Below are 21652 nucleotides of genomic sequence, written 5' to 3' on the forward strand. Positions count from 1 at the left end.
TTTTCCCCTGCAATGGCGCGGAACTTGGCAGCAGCCCGCCGCCGTGAAGAGGCAATGGGTCGTTGACGGTGGAGGATTGTGGAGTAAAGTGGAGCGCGTAAGAGGGTATTGGTAGACGAGGGTGTTGCGGACCTCCGGCTAGGGGCGGTGGGGGATGTTTCTTGGAACTCACTCGCCGCGCCTTGATGAAAAGGGCCGGATCATCCTTCCGGCCAAGTTCCGTGAGGAACTAGCCGGTGGATTGGTGCTCACAAGGGGCCAGGAACGCTGCATCTACGTCTTCAGTGCACGTGAATTCGAAAAGGTCCATGAGCAAATGCGGGAAGCTCCAATTTCCTCCCGCCAGGCCCGTGACTACATTCGTGTTTTCCTCTCCGGAGCCTCTGACGAAATCCCTGACAAGCAAGGCCGCGTAACCATTCCGGCCATGCTGCGGGCGTATGCGGGTCTTGACCGGGACCTCACCGTGATCGGTGCGGGGAACCGGGCCGAGATTTGGGATGCGGCCGCGTGGGAGCAGTACCTGGCGGAGCAGGAGAAAGCCTTCTCCGAAACCGACGATGATGCCATCCCCGGCATCAACTGACAGCACGGCAGTTCCACCACGGCAGCATCGCCACTGGTGGTTCGGCACCGGGTTCTTGGATGAGATCTCCAGCCGCCCAGCACGCCCGACCTGGCTCACCTTCCCCGGAGCCAGGCTAGGCAGTTGCTTGGGAGGATGGGGGTCTGGTTTAAGAAAACGCCGGGCCGGCACCGGCCGGCACACCCAGCACCAGCGGACCAAGGTCAAAGGAGAGAGTGTATGACGCAGGGCGATCCCACCCCGGACAACCCCACGCCGCCCACCTCTTCACGCCACGTACCTGTTCTGAAGGACCGCTGCATCAACCTGCTGGCCCCGGCCTTCGAGGCGGCCATCGCCGAGGGCAAGACGCCCATCGTGATCGATGCAACCCTGGGCATGGGCGGGCACAGCGAGGCCATGCTGGAACGATTCCCCACGCTGCACCTGATCGGCATCGACCGCGACACCGAGGCGCTGGCGCTGGCCGGTGCCCGGCTGGCCCCGTTCCAGGACCGCACAGATCTGGTCCACGCCGTCTACGACGAGATCCCGCGGGTGCTCGAGGACCTTGGTGTGGACGAGGTCCACGGAGTGCTGATGGACCTGGGCGTCTCCTCCCTGCAGCTTGACGAGCGCGAACGCGGCTTTGCCTATTCCTACGATGCCCCGCTGGACATGCGCATGGACACCAGCCGCGGCCAGACGGCGGCCGACGTCGTCAACAACTACTCCGAGGACGACCTGGTGCGGATCATCCGCAAGTGGGGCGAGGAGAAGTTTGCCGGCCGCATTGCCAACCGGATCGTCGCCGACCGGGCCCGGCAGCCCTTCAGCACCACCGGCGAGCTGGTGGAAAGCATCCGCGCCGTTGTCCCCGCCGCCGCGGCCCGCACCGGCGGCCACCCGGCCAAGCGGACCTTCCAGGCGCTGCGCATTGAAGTCAACGAGGAACTGAGCGTGCTCGAGGCCGCCGTTCCCGCCGCCGTCGACGCCCTCGCCCTGCACGGGCGAGTGGTGGTGATGTCCTACCACTCATTGGAAGACAAGATCGTCAAGAGTGTCTTCGCAGCAGGCTCCAAGTCCTCCGCCCCGCTGGGTTTCCCGGTGGAGCTGGAGGAGCACAAGGCCACCCTCAAGACGTTGACCAAGGGCACCGAGGTGCCCACGGAAGCGGAAATCACCGAAAACCCCCGGGCCGCCTCGGCCCGGTTGCGGGCAGTGGAACGAGTCAGGAGAGCTGTATGAGCGCCGCACCGAATTACGTTCAGAGCATCATCGGCAACACCGCCAGAGCATTGCCCTGGGTGGCGCCGGCCGAGGAGAGCTCACCTGGGCGCAAGCTGCGCACCCCGCTGTCCCTGGTGGTCAGCCCGCCGCGCCGGCGCCGGGCACCGTTTGTCGTGATGTGCTTTGGCATCCTGGTGGCCGCCCTGATGACGGTCCTGGTGCTCAACGTCCAGCTCTCCTCCGGACAATACGAGCTGGTGCAGCTCAAGGCCGCGCAGGCCGACCTGGTCAAGACCAACCAGGACCTTGCCTCCCAAGAGCAGAACGCCGGGGCGCCGCAGAACCTGGTGGCACGCGCGGTGGGCATGGGGATGGTGACGTCCTCAAATACGGGCCAGATCAATGCCGACACCAAGGCCATCACCGGCAACCCCATGCCGGCGCTCGCCACGCCCGAACAGCAGGCAGTGATTCCGTCCCCCGACGTCAACGCCGGCGACCACGCACCCGAGCCGGTGGAGCCCGTGGCACCGGGCGGCCCCGCCAAGTCGGGCGAGGACGGCACGGCCGCCGCGGCGGGACAAGCGGGCGTCCAGGCGCCCGCCATGGCGCCGGAACCTGCCCCCGCGCCGGACCTGAATGGCGGCACCATTCCGGCCCCGGCACAGAAGGACAGCTAAACTTTTAGAACACCAACGGATGGACCGGCAGCAGCGCTGCACATCGAAAGAGACAGCAAGGAAGCTCAGTGGCATCACCAACCAAAGGCTCTCCTCGCGGCGCTGCCCGGCCATCCCGTCCACTCTCGGCCAAGAGCCGGCTGCGCTGGGTCATGGTGGTCATGTTGGTGCTGCTGTTGGTCATTACGGGCAAACTGTTCCTGATCCAGGGGCTCGACGCCGGGTCCATGGCCGAGGCCGCCGTCAGCCAGCGCACGGTGGTGCAGAAGCTTCCGGCCACCCGCGGGAAGATCCTTGATGCCAACGGCCGGGTCATGGCGGAGAGCATCATCCGTTACAACATCACCGTCTCGCCCAAGAACAACACCGGTGCCGACGACTTCCAGCGCGTCATCGACAAGGAGTTGGTGAAGATTCCGCGGGCCCAGGGCCTGAAGGAGCTCGCCGATGTCCTGGGCATGAGCGTTGCCACCGTCACCGAAAAGGCCACCGGCACCAGCAATTTCGCCTACATTGCCATGGGCGTGACACCGGCCATCGAATCCAAGGTGATGGATCTGGGCCTGCCGGGCATCTACTCCGAACCCGTCAGTGAACGCACCTACCCGGACGGCGCGGTGGGCGGCAGCATTGTCGGCTTCACCAGCAAGGACGGCCAGGCGCTGGCCGGCATCGAGCAGACCATGGACGCCAAACTAGCGGGCAAGGACGGGGAGCGCGAATACCAGCGCGGCGCCAACGGCATCGTGATCCCGACGGCGCCGGTGGACACCACCCCCGCAGTGGACGGCCAGAGCGTCCGGCTCACCATCAACCAGGACATCCAGTACTACGCCCAGCAGGCGGCCGAGCAGCAGAAGAAGCAGTACTCCGCCGATTGGGCCAACATCGTGGTGGTCGAGGCAAAGACCGGGCGCGTGATCGCCCTGGCCGACACCAACTCCCTGGACCCCAACAACCCCGGCGCCTCCAAGGCCGCGGACATCGGCGTGCGCGCCGTGACAGGCGCCGTCGAGCCCGGCTCCACGGAGAAGACCGTCACGGCGGCCGCGGCCATCGAGCAGGGGCTGATTTCCGCCGACAGCCACATCCTCATTCCGCCGACGTACACCGTGGATGGGCAGACCTTTTCCGATGCGTTCTCGCACGGCACCGAGCAGCGCACCTTTGCCGGTGTCATCGGCGACTCGCTGAACACCGGAACGGTGATGGTGGGCCAGAAGCTCACCCCGCAGGAGCGCTACGACTGGTTGCGCAAGTTCGGCATCGGCCAGGCCACAGGCATCGAGCTCCCGGGCGAGAACCCGGGCATCCTGGCCACCCCGGACAAGTGGGACGGCCGCCAGCAGTACACGGTGCTCTTCGGCCAGGGTGTGGCCCAGACTCCGCTGCAGACGGCCATGATCTACCAGGCCATCGCCAACAACGGCGTCCGGCTCAAACCCCAGCTCATCGACGCGTACATCGATCCCGACGGCACCGAGCACAAGGTGGCCCAGCAGCCCGGCACCGAGGTCATCACGCCCAAGACCGCCGCTCAGGTGCGCGACATCCTCGAGAGCGTCACCACCATCGCCGACGCTACCAACGTCGTCGTCCCCGGCTACCGCGTGGGCGGCAAGACCGGAACCGCGGAGGCGCCGGCCGAGAACGGTGTTGGCTTCGACGGCTACACGTCCTCGTTTGTCGGCATGGCGCCGATGGACAATCCCGAGTACGTGGTCCTGATCACCGTCCAACGCCCCAAGACCAACATCTACGGTGTGAACCAGGGCTACACCTTCAACGACGTCATGGGACAGGTGCTGCGCACCTTCAACGTGCCGCCGTCCACCACGCCGTCCATCAAACTGCCGCAGTACTACTAACCACCCCGGAGCATCAATACCGTGTCTTTCAACCATCCGAGTCCAGGCGCAGCCGCCTCTCCCGTGCGTCCCGCACAGGTGGCTCCCGTTCCGCTGGCGCAGCTGGCGGCGCTGATCGGGGCCCAACTGCCCCCGGGGGATGTCCTGGTGCGCGGGATCAGCCTGGATTCGCGTGCCATTGTGCCGGGGGACCTGTACCTGGCCCTGCCCGGTGCCCGCAGGCACGGCGCCGAGTTTGCCCGGGCCGCCGTGGCCGCCGGTGCCGTGGCTGTGCTGACCGACGACGACGGCGCGCGCCTGCTGGCCGGTCTGCCCGCCGTCCCCGTCGTGGCGGTGGCGAACCCGCGCGCCGTGGCCGGGGCCGTGGCCGCGGCCATCTACGGCACCGGATCCTCGGCCATGCCCCTGTTTGCCGTCACCGGCACCAATGGCAAGACCACCACCACCTACTTCATCAACTCCCTGCTGAAGGCCCTGGGCCGGAGCACCGGGCTGATCGGCACCATTGAGATCCTGGCCGGGAACGAACCCATCCCCAGCAAGCTCACCACCCCCGAATCCACGGACGTCCACGCGCTGCTGGCGCTGATGCGGGAGCGCTCGCTCACCGCCGCCTCCATGGAGGTTTCCTCCCATGCGCTGGAGTTCGGCCGCGTGGACGGGGTGGTCTTCGACGTTGCCGGATTCACCAACCTGACCCAGGACCACCTGGACCTGCACGGCAGCATGGCGGACTACGCGGGGGTCAAGGCGCAGCTGTTCACGCCCGCCCACACACGCCGGGCAGTGGTGACCATCGACGACGCCTGGGGCCGGAAGCTGGCGGCCTCGGCCACCGTGCCCGTGGCCACCCTGTCCACGGTGCCGGCCGGCGGCGATGGCGCCGCGGAGGCCGGTGCGGGGGCGGATTGGCGCGTGGCCTCGGTTGCGGCCGAGGGGCTGGGCAGCCGCTTTGTGCTGGCCGGGCCCGACGGCATCGAGCTGCGCCTGCACACCGGCCTGCCCGGCAGCTTCAACGTGGCCAATGCGGCCCTCGCCGCTGCCATGGTGGTGGAGCAGCTCGGCCTGGGGCCCAACGGTGCCGGGTCCCGGCTGGCCGCCGCCGGCCTGGTCCAGGCCGCCGCCGACGCCGCGGACCCCTTCACCGTCCAGGTGCCCGGCCGGATGCAGCTGGTGGGCCGTGCGCCCGCCGCGATTGTCGACTTTGCCCACAACCCCGATGCCCTCGAACGGGCACTGGGTGCCGTGCGCGCCCCCGGGGCCCGGGTGATAGTCGTCTTCGGCGCCACCGGCCAGCGCGACGCGACCAAACGCCCCACCATGGGTGCGGTGGCCGCACGGCTGGCGGACGTGGTCATCGTCACCGATGACGATCCCCACGACGAGGACGCCGCCGCCATCCGCGCCGGCGTGCTGGCCGGTGCCCGCGGTGCCGTCGCCGACGAGCGCCTGGCCACGTCCGTGGAGGAAGTTTTTCCGCGCGCCGACGCCATTTTCCGCGCCGTCGAACTGGCCGGCGTGCACGACACCATCCTGGTCGCCGGACGCGGCCACGAGGTGGTGCAGGAGGTCAAGGGTGTCGACCTCCCGTTGGATGACCGGGTGGAATTGCGCTCCGCCCTGCTCCACTATGGATTCACCCCAGAGCCGACAACCGGGATAGAGTCCTAGATCGAGATGATTGAATTTACAGCGGCGTCCATCGCCGCCATTACCCACGGCCGTCTGGCCGCCACCACGGATCCAGAGCTGGCGGTGGCCCTCCACCTCACCGTGACGGATTCCCGCGAAGCCACCCCCGGCAGCCTCTACGTCGCCAAACGCGGCGAGGCGGCGGACGGGCACGACTTCATCCCCGCTGCCTTTGCCGCAGGTGCCGTGCTGGCCCTGGCCGAACGTGAGACCAGTAGCGACGACGGCGGCCCGTTCCCGGCCGTTCTCGTCGAGGACGCCGTGCTCGCCATGGGCGCGCTGGCCGCCGAGGCGGTCCGCCGCATCCGCGCCGCCGGCGACCTGACCGTGCTGGCGATCACCGGTTCCGCCGGCAAGACCACCACCAAGGACCTGCTGGCGGGCATCTTGTCCCCGCTGGGCCCCACGGTGGCCCCGCGCGGGTCCTACAACGGCGAGGTGGGCGTGCCGCTCACGGTGTTCTCCGCCAGCCTGGACACGCGCTACCTGATCATTGAAATGGGTGCCACCAAGGTGGGCCAGATCGAGTACCTGGCCTCGTTGGTCAAACCGGACATCGGCGTCGTGCTGGGCGTTGGCTCGGCGCACGCCGGAGAGTTTGGCGGCGTGGAGAACATTGCCCAGGCCAAGGGTGAACTTGTGGCCGCGCTGGACCCGGCCACCGGGACGGCCGTGCTCAACTACGACGATGCCCGCGTCCGCGCCATGGCCGGGCGCACCACGGCCCGCACCGTCTTCTTCGGCAACGCCGAGGCCGGCGGACCCGCCGTGGTGCAGGCCGAAAACGCCACCACCAACGCCGCTGGACACCCCGAATTCGTGCTGCGCTTTGCCGGCACCGGCGAGGCCTTCCCCGTGACGAGCGGCCTGCTCGGGCTGCACCACATGCCCAACCTGCTGGCCGCGGCCGCCGCGGCACAGCTCGCCGGCGCGCCCGCGGAGCACATTGCCGCCTCGCTCAACTCGCTCAAGGCCGCCAGCCGCTGGCGGATGGAGCGGATGGAGCGTGCGGACGGCGTCACCGTCATCAACGATGCCTACAACGCCAACCCGGAGTCCATGCGCGGTGCCCTGCGCACGCTGGCCGAGCTTGGCAGCATTGCCAACCGCCGCACCTGGGCGGTGTTGGGCGAGATGCTCGAACTCGGCGATGACTCGGTGCTCGAGCACGACGCCGTCGGTCGGGTGGCCGTGCGGCTGAACATTTCCCGCCTGGTGGTGGTGGGCCAGGCGGCCCGCGCCATGCATGTGGGTGCCGTGATGGAGGGCTCCTGGGGGGACGAATCCGTCTTTGTGGCCGACGCCGACGCGGCCTACGAACTGCTGGCCCGGGAGCTTGTCCCGGGCGATATTGTCCTGGTCAAGTCCTCCAATGGTGCTGGCCTGCGATTCCTGGGGGATCGGATAGCATTACCGGAAACCGGCCCGGACAGCACCACTGGTGAAAGGACAATGACCCGATGATCGCATTGCTCATGGGTGCCGGCTTGGGGTTGTCCTTTGCCATGATTGGCACTCCACTGTTTATCCGGCTCCTGGTGAAAAAGGGCTACGGCCAGTTCATCCGCGACGACGGACCCACCTCGCACCACACCAAGCGCGGCACGCCCACCATGGGCGGCGCGGTGGTGGTTGGCGCCGTGGTGGGCGCCTACTTCCTGACCCATCTGGCCATCTGGCTGATCAACCCCGATGCGCCTGGCCCGACGGCCTCCGGCTTGCTCATGCTGTTCCTCATGGTCGGCATGGGCCTGGTGGGCTTCCTGGACGATTTCATCAAGATCTCCAAACAGCGCAGCCTGGGCCTGGACGCCAAGGCTAAGCTGATTTCCCAGGGTGCCGTCGGGATTGCCTTCGCCGTGCTGGCCTTGAACTTCCCCAACGCGATGGGCCGCACCCCGGCGACCACCAAGATCTCCTTTGCCCGGGACATCCCGGGCCTGGACCTGGCCTTTGGCGGGGCGGCGCTGGGCGTGATCCTGTTCATCATCTGGTCCAACCTGATTGTCACGGCCGCCACCAACGGCGTGAACCTCACGGACGGCCTGGACGGCCTGGCCGCCGGCGCCTCGGTGCTGGTCTTCGGCGCCTACGCACTGATCGGCCTGTGGCAGACCAACCAGAGCTGCGGCTCGCCCCGGGCCATCGGCGGCACCGTCTGCTACGAGGTCCGCGACCCGCTGGACCTGGCCCTGCTCGCCGTGATCTGCATGGGGGCCGTGATCGGCTTCCTCTGGTGGAACACCTCGCCGGCGAAGATCTTCATGGGGGACACCGGCTCGCTCGCCATCGGCGGGGCCATCGCCGCGTTCGCCATCCTCTCCCGCACGGAAATCCTGCTGGCCATCATCGGCGGGCTCTTCGTGATGATCACGCTGTCGGTCATCATCCAGGTGGGCTTCTTCAAGCTCTCCGGTGGCAAGCGTGTGTTCAAAATGGCACCCCTGCAGCACCACTTCGAGCTCAAGGGCTGGGCCGAGGTCACGGTGGTGGTCCGGTTCTGGATCCTCGCCGGGCTGATGGTGGCCGTGGGCCTGGGTGCCTTCTACGCCGAATGGATTGTCCAGCTGTGAGTTCCGCTTTCCCCTCGTCCACCGCCCGCCTTGATTCCCTGCGCAGCTGGGACGCCGATTGGCGTGGGTTGCGCGTGGTGGTCACGGGCATCACCAAGACCGGCTTCTCCGCCGCCGACACGTTGGCCGAGCTTGGCGCCCGCGTGGTGGTGGTTGCCGCCTCCGACGACGACGCCGCCCGCCGCAATGCCGAGACGCTGAAGATCGTCGGTGTCGCCGAGGTTCTGTTGGGCGAGGAAACCTCCACCGTCCTGCCGCTGGTGGACGGCCTGGCTCCGGAACTGGTGGTGACCAGCCCCGGGCTGCGCCCCAGCCACCCGCTGCTGGCCGCCGCCGCCGAGGCCGGGATTCCGATCTGGGGCGACGTCGAACTCGCCTGGCGGGTGCGCATCCGCCCCGGCCGCAAGACGGCCGAGTGGATTGCCATCACCGGCACCAACGGCAAGACCACCACGACGACGATGGTTGAGTCGATGCTCCAGGCCGCCGGGCTGCGGGCCATCGCCGCGGGCAACATCGGCACCCCCATCCTGGACGCGGTCCGGGACCCGGAGGGCTACGATGTCCTCGCCGTGGAGCTGTCCACCTTCCAGCTGCACTGGACCGAGTCGATGGAGCCGTTGGCCAGCGTCTGCCTGAACCTGGCCACGGACCACGTGGACTGGCACGGCAGCTTTGCCGCCTACGCCGCCGACAAGGCCCGCGTCTACACCAACACTAAGGTCGCCTGCGTCTACAACGCGGAGCAGATCGAGACCGAGCACATGGTCGAGGAGGCCGACGTGGCCGAGGGCTGCCGCGCCGTCGGCTTCACCACCGGCATGCCCGCCATCTCCATGGTGGGTGTCGTGGAGGGCCTGCTGGTGGACCGGGCGTTCATCCCCGAGCGCAAGGACTCCGCCGTCGAACTGGCCACGGTGGCGGACATCGCCCCGCTGGTGCCGCGCCACCTGGTGGCCAATGCCCTGGCCGCGGCCGCCCTGGTGCGCGCCTACGGACTGGCCCCGGCGGACGTGAAGGCCGGACTGGTCAACTACGAAAACGGTGAGCACCGCATCCAGCCGGTGGCCACGTTCAACGACGTCCTGTGGGTCAACGATTCCAAGGCCACCAACCCGCATGCGGCCGCGGCCTCGCTGTCCGCGTTCAACCCGGTGGTGTGGATTGCCGGCGGCCTGTCCAAGGGCGTGGACTATGCGGACCTGGTCAGCACCCACGCCCCGCGGCTGAAGGCGGTGGTGCTCATTGGCGCCGACACGGCCTCGCTGCGGGCGGCGCTGCGCCAACACGCCCCCGATGTGCCGGTGGTCGAGGCCGCCGCGGCGCACACTGGAAGCGAGAGAATGGCAGCCGGCGCCTCATCCGGCGCCACCCCGATCTTTGGCGAGAGCATCATGGCGGCGGCCGTGGCCGCTGCCGCGGAGCTGGCCGGACCGGGGGATACGGTGCTGATGGCACCCGCCGCTGCCTCCATGGACCAGTTCTCTTCCTACGCCCACCGCGGCCAGTCCTTCATCAACGCGGTGCGGGAGCTGCTCCAGGGGCAGGACCCAACCACCAAGGAGCCATAGTGGCAGCGACGGACGTCGGCACACCCAAGGGGCCGAAAGGGCCTGTGGGGCGCCTGAGGGGGTTCTTTGCCGGCTTTTGGTCCAGGCTCGACGGCAGCACCCGGCCCAGCAGCGGGTCCGGGTACTACCTGATTGTCGGCACCACGCTGGCGCTGACGGCCATTGGCCTCATGACGGTGCTGTCGGCCTCCGCCGCGGAGTCGATCTCGCAGAACAAGGACCCCTACGACCTGTTCCTGAAGGAAAGCATGTTCGCGGCCCTTGGGTTGGTGGCGATGTTCGCCCTGTCCCGGGCCAGCAAGGCGTTCCTGAAGAAGATGGCGTATCCGGCGGTCATCCTGTCCATCGTGCTGCTGGGGCTGGTCTTCACGCCCATCGGCAAGGAGGTGGGTGGAAACCGCAACTGGATTGTTGTAGGCCAGTTCAGTGCCCAGCCCTCCGAAGCTGCCAAGCTGGCGCTGTCGCTCTGGATCGCAGCGGTGCTTTCCCGAAAGGGTGACCTCGTCCAGAACTGGAAACACGCTTCCATTCCGGTCGTTCCCGTAGCGGCATTGGCCATCGTGCTGGTGCTTGCCGGCAAAGATCTGGGGACATCGGTGATCATCATGTGCGTCGCCGGCGCCGGGCTGTACCTTGGCGGCGCCCGCGCCAAGTTGTTTCTGCCGGCAATCGCCGTGGGTCTGGCGGGAGCTTTGGTCCTCGCGCTGACCAGTGGCAACAGGATCACTAGGCTTTCGGGCTGGCTGGGCAACTGCGACTCCGGCAACGACATCTGCTTCCAAGCCCAAAACGGCATCTACGCCCTGGCCTCCGGCGGCTGGTGGGGCGTGGGGCTGGGCCAGAGCCGGCAGAAGTGGAGCTGGATCCCCGAGGCCCACAACGACTTCATCTTCGCCATCATTGGCGAGGAATTCGGCCTGCTGGGCACGCTGCTGATCGTGCTGCTCTACACCGCCCTGGCGCTGGCCATCTTCCGCGTCATCGTCCGGCACAACGATCCCTTTGTCCGCATCGTCTGCGGATGCATCATGACGTGGATCATCGGCCAGGCGCTGGTGAACATTGCCATGGTCACCGGCCTGCTGCCCGTGATCGGCGTGCCCCTGCCCTTCATCTCCTACGGCGGCAGCTCCCTGCTGCTGGTGCTCTGCGCCATCGGCGTCGTGCTCTCCTTTGCCCGTACACCCACCGAAAGCGAAATCCCCGCCCCATGAGTTCCCCCTCCCGCGAGTCCTCCCGGCCGCTGTCCGTCGTCCTGGCCGGTGGTGGGTCGGCCGGGCACGTGAGCCCGTTGCTGGCCATCGCCGACGCCGTCAAGGACCTGCGCCCGGACGCCCGGATCCTGGCCGTCGGCACGGCGGACGGACTGGAGGCACGGCTGGTGCCGGCTGCCGGCTATGAGCTCGCGACCATCGACAAGGTTCCGCTTCCGCGCCGGCCCTCCGTGGACCTGCTCAAGCTGCCCGGCCGGCTGCGTGCCGCCGTCGCCGCGGCCAAGGCCATCCTGGCCGGGGCGCAGGCCGATGTCCTGGTGGGCGTCGGCGGCTACGTCTGCACCCCCATGTACCTCGCGGCCCGCAAGCTGGGCATCCCGATCGTGGTGCACGAGGCCAACAGCAGGCCGGGCCTGGCCAACCGGGTGGGTGCCCGCTATGCCGCAGGGGTGGGCACCGCCTTCGCCGGCACCAAGATCCGCGGCGGCGTCCACGTGGGCATGCCGATGCGCACCGCCGTGTCCTCGCTGGACCGTGCCACTGCCCGGGCCGCCGCGCGGGCCGGGCTGGGCCTGGACGCCACCAAGCCGACGCTCATTGCCACCGGCGGCTCGCTCGGTGCACTGAACATCAACCGGGCCCTGGCCGGATCCCTCGAGGCGCTGGCCGCGGCCGGCATCCAGACGCTGCACATCACGGGCCGCGGAAAGGTGGTGGCCGGCGACGCCGGTGCGCCGCTCACCGCGCCCGGCTACCGGCAGGTGGAGTACATCGATGCGATGGAGACTGCCTATGCCGCGGCGGACGTATTGCTCTGCCGCGCCGGTGCCGGCACCGTCTGCGAGGTGGCCGCCGTCGGACTGCCCGCCGTCTTTGTCCCGCTGCCCATCGGCAACGGCGAACAGGCGCTCAACGCACGCTCCCTGGTGGCGGCCGACGCCGCGCTGCTGGTCGCCGACGCCGCCCTCACCCCGGAGTGGATCGAGGCGAACCTGGTGCCGCTGTGCACCGACGGTCCGCGGCGCGGGCGGATGGCCGCCGCCGCCGCGGGGCTGGGCATCCGCGATGCGGACCAGCGCATGGCCCAGATGGTTCTTTCGGCAGCAGGGAAGTGACGACTATGGATTTTGACTCCACCACGGGTGTGGACCGGGCCGGACTCGGCCGGGTGCATTTCATCGGCCTCGGCGGCGCCGGCATGTCCGCCATCGCCCGCATTCTGCTGGCCCGCGGCGTGGCCGTGAGCGGCTCCGACGCCAAGGATTCCGCCGGGCTCCGGGAGCTCGAGGCCCTGGGCGCCACGGTGCACGTGGGCCACGGGGCGGACGCCGTGGCCGCCGTCGACACGGTGGTGGTTTCCACCGCCATCCGCGAGGCCAACCCCGAGCTGGCGGCCGCGCGCGCGGCCGGGCTGCGCATCATCCACCGCTCCCAGGCACTGGCTGCCGCCATGGCCGGGGACAGGGTGGTGGCCGTGGCCGGCACCCACGGCAAGACCACCACCACGTCGATGGTCACTGTGCTCCTGCGCGCCACGGGGGTTGATGCCTCCTTCGCCATCGGCGGGACGGTGCCGGCGCTGGGGGTCAACGCGGCCCATGGCAGCGCCGATGTCTTTGTGGCCGAGGCCGACGAGTCCGATGGATCCTTCCTGAACTACCTCCCGCACATCGCCGTGGTGACGAATGTGGAGCCCGACCATCTGGACCACTACGGCACGGCGGAGGCCGTGTACAAGTCCTTCGACGACTTTGCCGCCCTGGTCCCGGCCACGGGGTTGCTGGTGGCCTGCGCGGACGACGCCGGTTCGGCCGCCCTGGCCGCCCGGGCCCGGGCCGCCGGCACCGCCACCTGGACCTATGGCCGCAGCGAGGGCGCGGACCTGCGCCTGTCCGCAGGGATGGACAGCACCGGCACCGGCACGCACAGCACCGTCACGCTGGCCGGGCCCGGCGGCGCGGCGCTGGTGCTGCCGCTGGACCTGCAGGTTCCGGGCGAGCACAACGCGCTGAACGCCGCCGCCGCGCTGGCCGTGGCCGTGGCACTGGGCGTGGACCCGGCCGCGGCCGCCGCGGCCCTGGGCACCTTCACCGGAGCCGCCCGCCGTTTTGAGGCCAAGGGGCAGGCCCGCGGCGTGCGGGTCTTCGACGACTACGCCCACCACCCCACCGAGGTGGCCGCCGCCCTGAAAGCGGCCCGGAACGTGGCGGGGGAGCACCGGGTGCATGTGCTGTTCCAGCCGCACCTGTTCTCCCGGACCCGCGAGTTTGCCGCCGAGTTTGCCCAGGCGCTCTCGCTGGCCGACACCGTTGCCGTGCTGGACATCTACCCGGCCCGCGAGGATCCCATTGAGGGGGTCACCAGCGAGCTCATCACCGATCGGCTGCAGGGGAGCCGCGGCTACGCCCCGGATGCCCAGGCGGCCGTGGCGGCCCTGGCCGCCGCCGCCGTCGACGGCGACATCATCCTCACCATCGGCGCCGGGGACGTGACAGGCTACGGACTGCCGCTGGTGCAGGCGCTGGCGGACTCCACCGCCGCGGCAGGCTCCGGGGGTGCCGGTGGCCATTAACCGCCGGCCCCGGCTGGTCCGCAGCGGCACTGAACAGCCCGTGCCGGGCTTCCAAAAGCCGGCCGTCCCGGCGCCGGAGCCGTATGCGGCCGCGCCCGTTGCCGCCGTGACCGTCACCCCGGTGCCGGCCGACGACGGCACGGCCGCCGCCGTCGTGCCCGGTGCGCAGGAGCCGGCGCCCGCCGAGCAGGCCCAGGCCAGCGCCACGGGGAGCGCCAAGGTCACCCTGCTGCCGTTGGAGGACACCGGGCCGCAGGCCATCGTGGTGCCCCTCGCCCAGCCGCAGGCCCAACCCCCGGCCCGCGCCGCGCAGCAGCCGGCGGGTTCCGGCCCGGCCGCCGCGCACCCGGACCCGGCAGCCGCGCCCGGCGCCACGGTGCTCAGCTTCCCCACTCCGGCCTTCAAACGCCGCCGCCTGAGGCTGTGGACGGTCCTGGGCAGCGTGGCCGCCGCGGTGGCGCTGGTGGTGGCCCTGGCCGTGTATTCACCCCTGCTGGCGCTGAAGACCATCACCGTCGACGGCAACAAGCTGGCGGGCCTGGACACCATCCTGGCCACGCTGGCGCCCCTGCAGGGCAAACCGCTGCCGCAGGTCGATGAATCCACTGTGGAGCAGCTGCTCTCGACACTGCCGCAGGTGCGCAGCGTCACGGTTGAGGCACGGCCGCCGCAGACCTTGCTGGTGCACATCGTGGAGCGGCAGCCGGTGGCGCTGCTCAAGGACGGCGACAAGTTCATCATGGTGGACCCCGGCGGTGTGGCTCTGGGCAGCACCGCCGACCAGAGCGCCATCGCGCTGCCCCTGATCGACGGCGGCACGGCGGCGATTGGCGGCAAGAACTTTGTCGCCATCACAGCGGTGTTGGCGGTGCTGCCGCCGAGCGTGCTGGGCAAACTCCAGCACGCCTCGGCGACCTCGCCCGACGCGGTGGAGCTCAAGCTCAATGACGGCAAGACGGTGGTGTGGGGCAACGCTTCGCAAAACGAACTCAAGGCCAAGGCCCTGGATGCGCTGCTGAACACGCCGCTTCCACCGACCGCTCCGGGCAAGCCGGTGCGTGCGCCGGTCACGGTTTATGACGTCAGCACCCCCAGACACCCCGTCACAAGGTAATTTCTACCTTGATTCGCGCGACACGCGGGGGCGGTTATTGCATGCGGCACCGATGCCCCATACCGTCGCAATAAGAGTTACTTGACATAACTATAACCTTCAAGTTGAAGGTTAAGATCGAAACATTCAACCAGTGGTTCAGGGAAGACCGGCGTGCATAGCGTGCCGGGCTGCCGCGAGGCAGGTGCCATTTGGGGGAAAACAGATTCTCATCAGGACACGAACAAGGGACACGTAACGTGGCAGCACCCCAGAATTACTTGGCCGTCATCAAGGTCGTCGGCATTGGCGGCGGTGGCGTCAATGCAGTCAACCGCATGATCGATGTGGGACTGCGCGGTGTTGAATTCATCGCGGTCAACACGGATGCCCAGGCTCTGCTGATGAGTGACGCCGATGTCAAGCTCGACATTGGCCGCGAACTCACCCGTGGCCTGGGCGCCGGCGCAAACCCGGAGGTTGGCCGCCAGGCCGCCGAGGACCACGCGGAGGAGATCGAGGAAGTGCTCCGCGGTGCGGACATGGTCTTCGTGACCGCCGGCGAGGGTGGTGGCACCGGCACCGGTGGCGCCCCCGTGGTGGCCCGCATTGCCCGTTCGCTGGGCGCGCTGACCATTGGTGTGGTCACCCGCCCGTTCACCTTCGAGGGCCGCCGCCGCGCCACCAGTGCCGAGAACGGCATTGACTCGCTGCGCGACGAGGTCGACACGCTGATCGTCATTCCCAACGATCGACTGCTTTCCATCAGTGACCGGAACGTCTCCGTGCTGGACGCCTTCCGCTCCGCTGACCAGGTGCTGCTCTCAGGTGTCCAGGGCATCACCGACCTCATCACCACCCCCGGCCTGATCAACCTCGACTTTGCCGACGTCAAGTCCGTCATGCAGGGTGCCGGTTCGGCCCTCATGGGCATCGGCTCCGCCCGCGGCGAGGACCGTGCCGTCAAGGCCGCCGAGCTGGCCATCGCCTCCCCGCTGCTGGAGGCTTCGATCGACGGCGCCCACGGCGTGCTGCTCTCCATCCAGGGTGGTTCCGACCTGGGCCTGTTCGAAATCAACGAGGCGGCCCGCCTGGTGCAGGAGGTGGCGCACCCGGAGGCCAACATCATCTTCGGTGCCGTCATCGACGACGCCCTTGGCGACGAGGCCCGCGTCACTGTCATTGCCGCCGGCTTCGACAACGTGGACGTCACCAGCGCCCCGGTGGACCACTCGGTCAAGGCACCGGCCATCCCCGCCGCGGCACCGGCTGTCCCGGCTGCCGCTCCGGTGGCCACCGTCACCAGCCTGAACCAGTGGGGCCAGCAGTCCTCGTCCCACGTTCCGGCCGACGGCGGGTTCGACGTGGATCTGCCGGCCATCGTGGAGCCGGACCTTTCCGGCCACCGCGCCGACGAGCTCGATGTTCCGGACTTCCTGAAGTAGAGGCTTCTTTGAAGCAAACGCAGAAGTAAACCCCGTGCCCGGCTGGGTGCGAACGTGATTGGTCAGGTAGCAGTGGTGTGGTGGCATGAGGAAGTCAGCCCGGGAATCTGGGTCGGCTTCACCGGCGCCGATGCCGGCAACCTGGCCTTTCACGTAGGTGGGGATGCCGGGGAGGTGCGGGCCAACCGTGCCGCCCTGGCCGTGGAACTGGGCCTGGACACAGCCCCCGCGGCGGCCCGCCTGCAGTTCATGGACCAGGTCCATGGCAACGACGTCGCAGTGGTGTCCGCCGGGGATTTTGCCCCTGAGGCCGGTCCGACGGCCGATGCCATGGTCTCGCTGGGGGAGCCGCTGGCGGTGCTGGTGGCCGATTGCGTGCCGGTGGTCCTGGTCGGGGCGCGTGCCGACCACACCCCCGTGCTGGCCGTGGCCCACGCCGGCCGCCCGGGCGTGGCAACCTCCGTGGTGCCGCGCACCGTGGCTGCCATGCGGGGCCAGGGTGCAGTGTCCATCCGGGCCTGGCTGGGCCCCTCCGTCTGTGGCGCGTGCTACGAGGTCCCGGCGGCCCTGCGGGACGAGGTGGCAGCCGTGGCACCGGCGAGCTGGTCCACCACCTCCTGGGGGACTCCGGCGCTGGACCTCCCCGCCGCCGTGCTGGCCCAACTGGCCGCGGCGGGCGTCGCGGCGCAGCGCATCAAGGCCTGCACACTTCAGGAACGCGGGCTGTTCTCGCACCGGCGCTTCGGGCGTGAGGGTGGCAGCCAGGGACGGTTTGCGGGTGTGGTCCATGCCCGGCACTGACCAGCAGACAACCCTGAGGGCCCAGGAGTTGGCGGCCAACCTGGCCGCTGTCACGGCCCGCATTGGTGCCGCGGCCGCGGCCCCCGCGCGCCCGGCGTGGCCAACTCGACCCCGGCGCTGATAGTGGTCACCAAGTTCCATCCGGCCGCGGATGTGCGCACCCTGCATGGGCTGGGCGTGCGCGACGTGGGGGAGAACCGGTGCCAGGAGGCCGCCGCCAAAGCCGGCGATTTGGCCGGGCTGGAACCGGCGCTGCGCTGGCATTTCATTGGCCAGCTCCAGACCAACAAGGCCAAATCCGTGGCCGCCTATGCCCATGCCGTCCACTCGGTGGACCGCCCGGCACTGGCCACGGCGCTGAACAAGGCCATGGTGGCCGAGCAGGAGACCCGGGGCCGGGAGCCGCTGGGCGTCTTCCTGCAGGTCTCCCTGGACCTGGATTTGCCGGCCACCGCGGCGGCGGATGCCCCGGCCGGACGCGGTGGGGTGGCGCCGGCGGACCTGCTCGGGCTGGCCGAACTGGTCGAGTCCCTCCCCGGGCTGCGGCTGCGCGGCTTGATGGCCGTGGCTCCGCTCGGCGGAAACCCGGACGCCGCCTTTGAACGGCTGGCCGGATTGTCGGCCACTGTGCGGGAGTCCTTCCCCCATGCGGGGGAGCTCTCCGCCGGGATGAGCGGGGACCTCGAAGCGGCCGTTCGTTGGGGCGCGACACACCTGCGCGTCGGATCGGATGTGCTCGGTCCCAGACCGGCCGTGCGGTAGCGTCAAAACTGTCGGAAATAACCAGCAATGCCCGCACAAGCACTGCCGTCCACTCAACCAGCAGCAAACACACATGAGGAGATACCCATGGCTGGCGCTCTGCGCAAGACAATGATCTATCTTGGGCTCGCCGACGGTGACGAGCAGTACGAGGCCGAGCACACGCTGCCCGCGCCGCGGGCCGAGGAACATCCGGCCGACCGCGACTACGAGCCCACGCCCCACCTTGAGGGGGCGCCGGAACCCGTGGTGAACAAGGTGGCCGAAGAAGAGTACCGGGCTCCCGTGACCCCCATCAAGCGTGCGGCATCCAGCCGCGAAGAGGCGGCAGAATTGCGTCAGATCACCACCGTGCACCCGCGTTCGTACAACGATGCGAAGATCATTGGTGAAAGCTTCCGTGACGGCATCCCCGTCATCATGAACGTCACCGATATGGGCGAGGCCGATGCAAAGCGCCTGGTGGACTTCTCCGCCGGCCTCGTATTCGGTCTGCACGGCTCCATCGAGCGCGTCACCAACAAGGTGTTCCTGCTCTCGCCCTCGTTCGTTGAGGTCCTTGGCGACGACAAGAAGATCTCCGACACCCAGGCCAGCTTCTTCAACCAGAGCTGACCATCCACGGCACCAGCGGCAAGGCCCGGCCCCATGGCCGGGCCTTTCGCATATCCGGTCCCGCCGGGCCAACGCCGAGGCAGTAATGTTATGGTCAAAATGAACCACTACGACTAAGGAATGTGTCCGCGCGCGTGCCCATTGTATTTGCGTTGCTATATCTGCTGCTGCTCGTGTTCTTTTTGGCCCTGATGGTCCGCCTGGTCTTTGACTGGGTCCAGGTGTTCGCACGGGAGTGGAAGCCCCGTGGCGTGGCCCTGCTGGGTGCCTCGGTGGTCTATTCGGTGACCGATCCGCCGCTGCGCCTGCTGCGGCGCCTGCTGCCGCCGCTGCGGCTGGGCAGTATCTCCCTCGATCTGGGCTTCATTCTGCTCCTGATCGTGGTGAGTCTTCTCATGAACTTTGCGGGCAGCCTGGCGCTATAGCGCTCCAGTCCAGCGGGGAAACGTTGCGGCGTGTCGGCACAAACTGTTAGTTTTCCGGCGCACAAAGATATACTTCAAACCGATATACCCACAATTACGGGTCCCAGACACGTATTAGGTACCGTAGGGGCAGTGGCCTTTGGCCGCGGACCCTAACTTAAACCAACGAGGTGACTAGATGGCGCTCACGCCAGAAGATGTTGTCAACAAGCGGTTTCAGCCGACAAAGTTTCGTGAAGGCTACGACCAGGACGAAGTCGACGACTTTCTTGACGAAATCGTCGTTGAACTCCGCCGCCTGAACCAGGAGAACGAGGAGCTTCGCAAGAAGCTCGCCGACCAGTCCTCCAACCCGCAGGCAGCATCCGCCGCCGCAGCGCCCGTCGTCGAGCGCGTTGCGCCCGCCGAGGCGAAGGCTCCGGAGGTCAAGGAGCCCGTGGTCGAGAAGGCCAAGGCCGAGCCCGCCCCCGAGAAGGCCAAGGCCGAGCCCGCTCCGGTTGCCGCTGCACCGGCACCCGTCGTGGCTGCGCCGGCGCCGTCCACTACCAGCGTGGAGTCCGCTGCAGGCGTTCTGGCGATGGCCCAGAAGCTGCACGACGAGTACGTCACCGCCGGTGTCGTACAGCGCGACAAGATCATCGCCGAGGCCCAGATCGAGGCTTCCAGCCTGGTCAACGATGCCCAGGAGAAGAGCCGCAAGACGCTCGGTGCCCTAGAGCAGCAGCGGTCCGTGCTGGAGCGCAAGGTTGAGCAGCTGCGCGGCTTCGAGCGCGACTACCGTGCCCGCCTGAAGACGTACATCGAAGGCCAGCTTCGCGATCTGGACGCCCGCGGTTCCGTGGCCGCTCCGGACTTCGCCGAAGGCGGCGCCGAGTCCTAGGACCGGCGCAAAGGCCGGCGGCTGGGGATAGCCCAGCCGCCGGCCTTTGCCTTTAACACCCCTGCCCGACGGTGCCAGGCGCCGCGGGCACAGCCTTTCCTCCGCCCCGCGTGATACAACGAAAGCATCATGAACGACGATTCCCCCACAGCGGACGCCTCCTCCGTGCCCGAGTCCGCGCCCCCATCCCAGAGTGCGGCCAGCCCCGCGGCCACGCCCAAACGGCGGCTGTGGCTGCTGGTGGCCGGCTTTGCCGTGCTGGCCTATGTCCTGGACCAGGCCACCAAATTCTGGGTCACGGCAACCATGGTGGAGGGCCAAAGCACCCCCGTCATCGGCAACCTGCTGCGCTGGTACTACATCCGCAACTCCGGTGCCGCCTTCTCCATCGGCGAAAACTTCACCTGGTTCTTTTCCCTGGTGATGGCCGCTGTCTCGGTGGCGATCATCAGCCAGGTCCGCAAGATCGGCAGCGCCTGGTGGGCGGTGGCGCTGGGCCTGGTGCTTGGCGGTGCGCTGGGCAACCTCACGGACCGGCTCTTCCGCGAACCCTCGTTCGGCATGGGCCACGTGGTGGACTTCATCTCGTTCCCGAACTTCGCCATCTTCAACCTCGCCGATTCCGCCGTCGTCGGTGGCGTGATCCTGATCTGCATCCTGACCCTCAAGGGCATCCCGATGCGTGGAAAGAGTGCCGGCAATGACTGATCCGATCCGGGTTCCCGAGGAGCTGGCGGGCGAGCGCACCGACACCGTGCTGGCCAAGCTGTTGGGCATCTCACGCTCGGCCGCGGCCCTGCTGTGCGCCGAGGGCAATGTCCTGCTGTCCGGGGCCGTGCTGGCCAAGGCGGACAAGGTCCGCGCCGGCGATGCGCTCTCCGTCACCATCCCCGAAAGGCGGGACCCGCTTGAGATCGTGGTTGAACCCATCGAAGGGCTGAAGATCCTGCTCGACGACGACGCCTTTGTCGTCATCGACAAACCGGTGGGCGTGGCCGCACATCCGTCGCCGGGCTGGGTCGGCCCCACCGTGGTGGGCGGGCTGGCCGCGGCCGGCTACCGCATCTCCACCTCCGGCGCCCCCGAGCGCGCCGGCATTGTGCACCGGCTCGACGTTGGCACCTCCGGCGCCATGGTGGTCGCCAAAACCGAGCAGGCCTATACGGTGCTCAAGCGGGCCTTCAAGGAGCGCACCGTGGACAAGGTCTACCACGCCCTGGTCCAGGGCCTGCCGGACCCGCTGCAGGGCACCATCGACGCGCCCATCGGCCGGCACCCCGGCTACGACTGGCGCTTTGCCGTCATCGAGGACGGCCGGCCCTCCGTGACGCACTACGAGGTGCTGGAAGCCTTTGGCAAGGCCTCGCTGGTAGAGGTGCACCTGGAGACGGGCCGCACGCACCAGATCCGCGTCCATTTCTCCGCCCTGCACCACCCGTGCGCCGGCGACCTCACCTACGGTGCGGACCCCCGCCTGGCGGCCGAGCTGGGCCTGACCCGGCAGTGGCTGCACGCCCGCCGGCTCGGCTTCAACCACCCGGTGTCCGGCGATTGGGTCGAGGCCACCAGCGAGTACCCGCAGGACCTGGCCTATGCCCTCTCCGCCCTGGAGAACGGCACCCGCTAGCGTCTCGAAGCGGGCGGGGCCCACGTGCCCGGGGAATAC

Annotated in this window: 20 protein-coding genes; all 20 read left to right on the plus strand. The window is 68.5% G+C overall.

Annotated features, from left to right (window positions below):
- Positions 1-154 precede the first annotated feature (154 nt).
- The 20 genes from mraZ (at position 155) to ACQCSX_RS00475 (ending at position 21613) form a co-directional block, all read left to right on the plus strand.
- Positions 155-586, plus strand: coding sequence for a division/cell wall cluster transcriptional repressor MraZ (gene mraZ, locus ACQCSX_RS00380; protein WP_427017164.1), 432 nt, complete (start codon positions 155-157; stop codon positions 584-586).
- Between the two features lie 219 nt (positions 587-805).
- Positions 806-1813, plus strand: coding sequence for a 16S rRNA (cytosine(1402)-N(4))-methyltransferase RsmH (gene rsmH / locus ACQCSX_RS00385; protein WP_427017165.1), 1008 nt, complete (start codon positions 806-808; stop codon positions 1811-1813).
- Complete coding sequence (locus ACQCSX_RS00390; protein WP_427019124.1) at positions 1810-2475, plus strand: hypothetical protein; 666 nt, start codon at positions 1810-1812, stop codon at positions 2473-2475. The genes rsmH and ACQCSX_RS00390 overlap by 4 nt, the downstream gene beginning before the upstream one ends.
- Before the next feature lie 68 nt (positions 2476-2543).
- Entirely contained in the window at positions 2544-4343 is a 1800-nt protein-coding gene (locus ACQCSX_RS00395) for a peptidoglycan D,D-transpeptidase FtsI family protein (RefSeq protein WP_427017166.1), read from the plus strand.
- 63 nt (positions 4344-4406) lie between these two features.
- Complete coding sequence (locus tag ACQCSX_RS00400) at positions 4407-6014, plus strand: UDP-N-acetylmuramoyl-L-alanyl-D-glutamate--2,6-diaminopimelate ligase (protein WP_427017167.1); 1608 nt, start codon at positions 4407-4409, stop codon at positions 6012-6014.
- Positions 6015-6020: 6 nt separating this feature from the next.
- Positions 6021-7499, plus strand: coding sequence for a UDP-N-acetylmuramoyl-tripeptide--D-alanyl-D-alanine ligase (locus tag ACQCSX_RS00405; RefSeq protein WP_427017168.1), 1479 nt, complete (start codon positions 6021-6023; stop codon positions 7497-7499).
- Positions 7496-8608 carry a phospho-N-acetylmuramoyl-pentapeptide-transferase gene (gene mraY, locus ACQCSX_RS00410; RefSeq protein ID WP_427017169.1) on the plus strand — a complete coding sequence of 371 codons (1113 nt, stop codon included), beginning with the start codon at positions 7496-7498 and terminating at the stop codon, positions 8606-8608. The genes ACQCSX_RS00405 and mraY overlap by 4 nt, the downstream gene beginning before the upstream one ends.
- Entirely contained in the window at positions 8590-10179 is a 1590-nt protein-coding gene (gene murD, locus ACQCSX_RS00415) for a UDP-N-acetylmuramoyl-L-alanine--D-glutamate ligase (protein ID WP_427017170.1), read from the plus strand. The genes mraY and murD overlap by 19 nt, the downstream gene beginning before the upstream one ends.
- Positions 10179-11393 carry a putative lipid II flippase FtsW gene (gene ftsW, locus ACQCSX_RS00420; RefSeq protein ID WP_427017171.1) on the plus strand — a complete coding sequence of 405 codons (1215 nt, stop codon included), beginning with the start codon at positions 10179-10181 and terminating at the stop codon, positions 11391-11393. The genes murD and ftsW overlap by 1 nt, the downstream gene beginning before the upstream one ends.
- Complete coding sequence (murG, locus tag ACQCSX_RS00425) at positions 11390-12508, plus strand: undecaprenyldiphospho-muramoylpentapeptide beta-N-acetylglucosaminyltransferase (protein ID WP_427017172.1); 1119 nt, start codon at positions 11390-11392, stop codon at positions 12506-12508. Before ftsW ends, murG begins: the two co-directional genes overlap by 4 nt.
- 5 nt (positions 12509-12513) lie before the next feature.
- The gene (gene murC / locus ACQCSX_RS00430; RefSeq protein WP_427018928.1) at positions 12514-13965 is read left to right on the plus strand and encodes a UDP-N-acetylmuramate--L-alanine ligase; all 1452 of its coding nucleotides are present in this window, start codon (positions 12514-12516) and stop codon (positions 13963-13965) included.
- On the plus strand, positions 13949-15079 hold the full coding sequence (locus tag ACQCSX_RS00435; RefSeq protein ID WP_427017173.1) for a cell division protein FtsQ/DivIB: 1131 nt from the start codon (positions 13949-13951) through the stop codon (positions 15077-15079). The genes murC and ACQCSX_RS00435 overlap by 17 nt, the downstream gene beginning before the upstream one ends.
- A 239-nt stretch (positions 15080-15318) precedes the next feature.
- Complete coding sequence (gene ftsZ / locus ACQCSX_RS00440) at positions 15319-16503, plus strand: cell division protein FtsZ (RefSeq protein WP_427017174.1); 1185 nt, start codon at positions 15319-15321, stop codon at positions 16501-16503.
- A 72-nt stretch (positions 16504-16575) separates the two neighbouring features.
- Complete coding sequence (locus ACQCSX_RS00445) at positions 16576-17304, plus strand: laccase domain-containing protein (protein WP_427018929.1); 729 nt, start codon at positions 16576-16578, stop codon at positions 17302-17304.
- A 96-nt stretch (positions 17305-17400) separates the two neighbouring features.
- Positions 17401-18066, plus strand: a complete 666-nt coding sequence (locus tag ACQCSX_RS00450) for a YggS family pyridoxal phosphate-dependent enzyme (protein WP_427017175.1) — start codon at positions 17401-17403, stop codon at positions 18064-18066.
- An 87-nt stretch (positions 18067-18153) separates the two neighbouring features.
- Entirely contained in the window at positions 18154-18681 is a 528-nt protein-coding gene (locus tag ACQCSX_RS00455) for a cell division protein SepF (protein WP_427017176.1), read from the plus strand.
- Positions 18682-18815: 134 nt separating this feature from the next.
- The gene (locus ACQCSX_RS00460; protein ID WP_427017177.1) at positions 18816-19106 is read left to right on the plus strand and encodes a YggT family protein; all 291 of its coding nucleotides are present in this window, start codon (positions 18816-18818) and stop codon (positions 19104-19106) included.
- 178 nt (positions 19107-19284) lie between these two features.
- Complete coding sequence (locus ACQCSX_RS00465) at positions 19285-19986, plus strand: DivIVA domain-containing protein (protein ID WP_427017178.1); 702 nt, start codon at positions 19285-19287, stop codon at positions 19984-19986.
- A gap of 129 nt (positions 19987-20115) precedes the next feature.
- Complete coding sequence (gene lspA, locus ACQCSX_RS00470; protein WP_427017179.1) at positions 20116-20694, plus strand: signal peptidase II; 579 nt, start codon at positions 20116-20118, stop codon at positions 20692-20694.
- Entirely contained in the window at positions 20687-21613 is a 927-nt protein-coding gene (locus tag ACQCSX_RS00475; RefSeq protein WP_427017180.1) for an RluA family pseudouridine synthase, read from the plus strand. The genes lspA and ACQCSX_RS00475 overlap by 8 nt, the downstream gene beginning before the upstream one ends.
- Positions 21614-21652 lie beyond the last annotated feature (39 nt).

The sequence above is a fragment of the Pseudarthrobacter sp. P1 genome (assembly GCF_050156935.1).
In the GTDB taxonomy this organism is placed as follows: Bacteria; Actinomycetota; Actinomycetes; order Actinomycetales; family Micrococcaceae; genus Specibacter.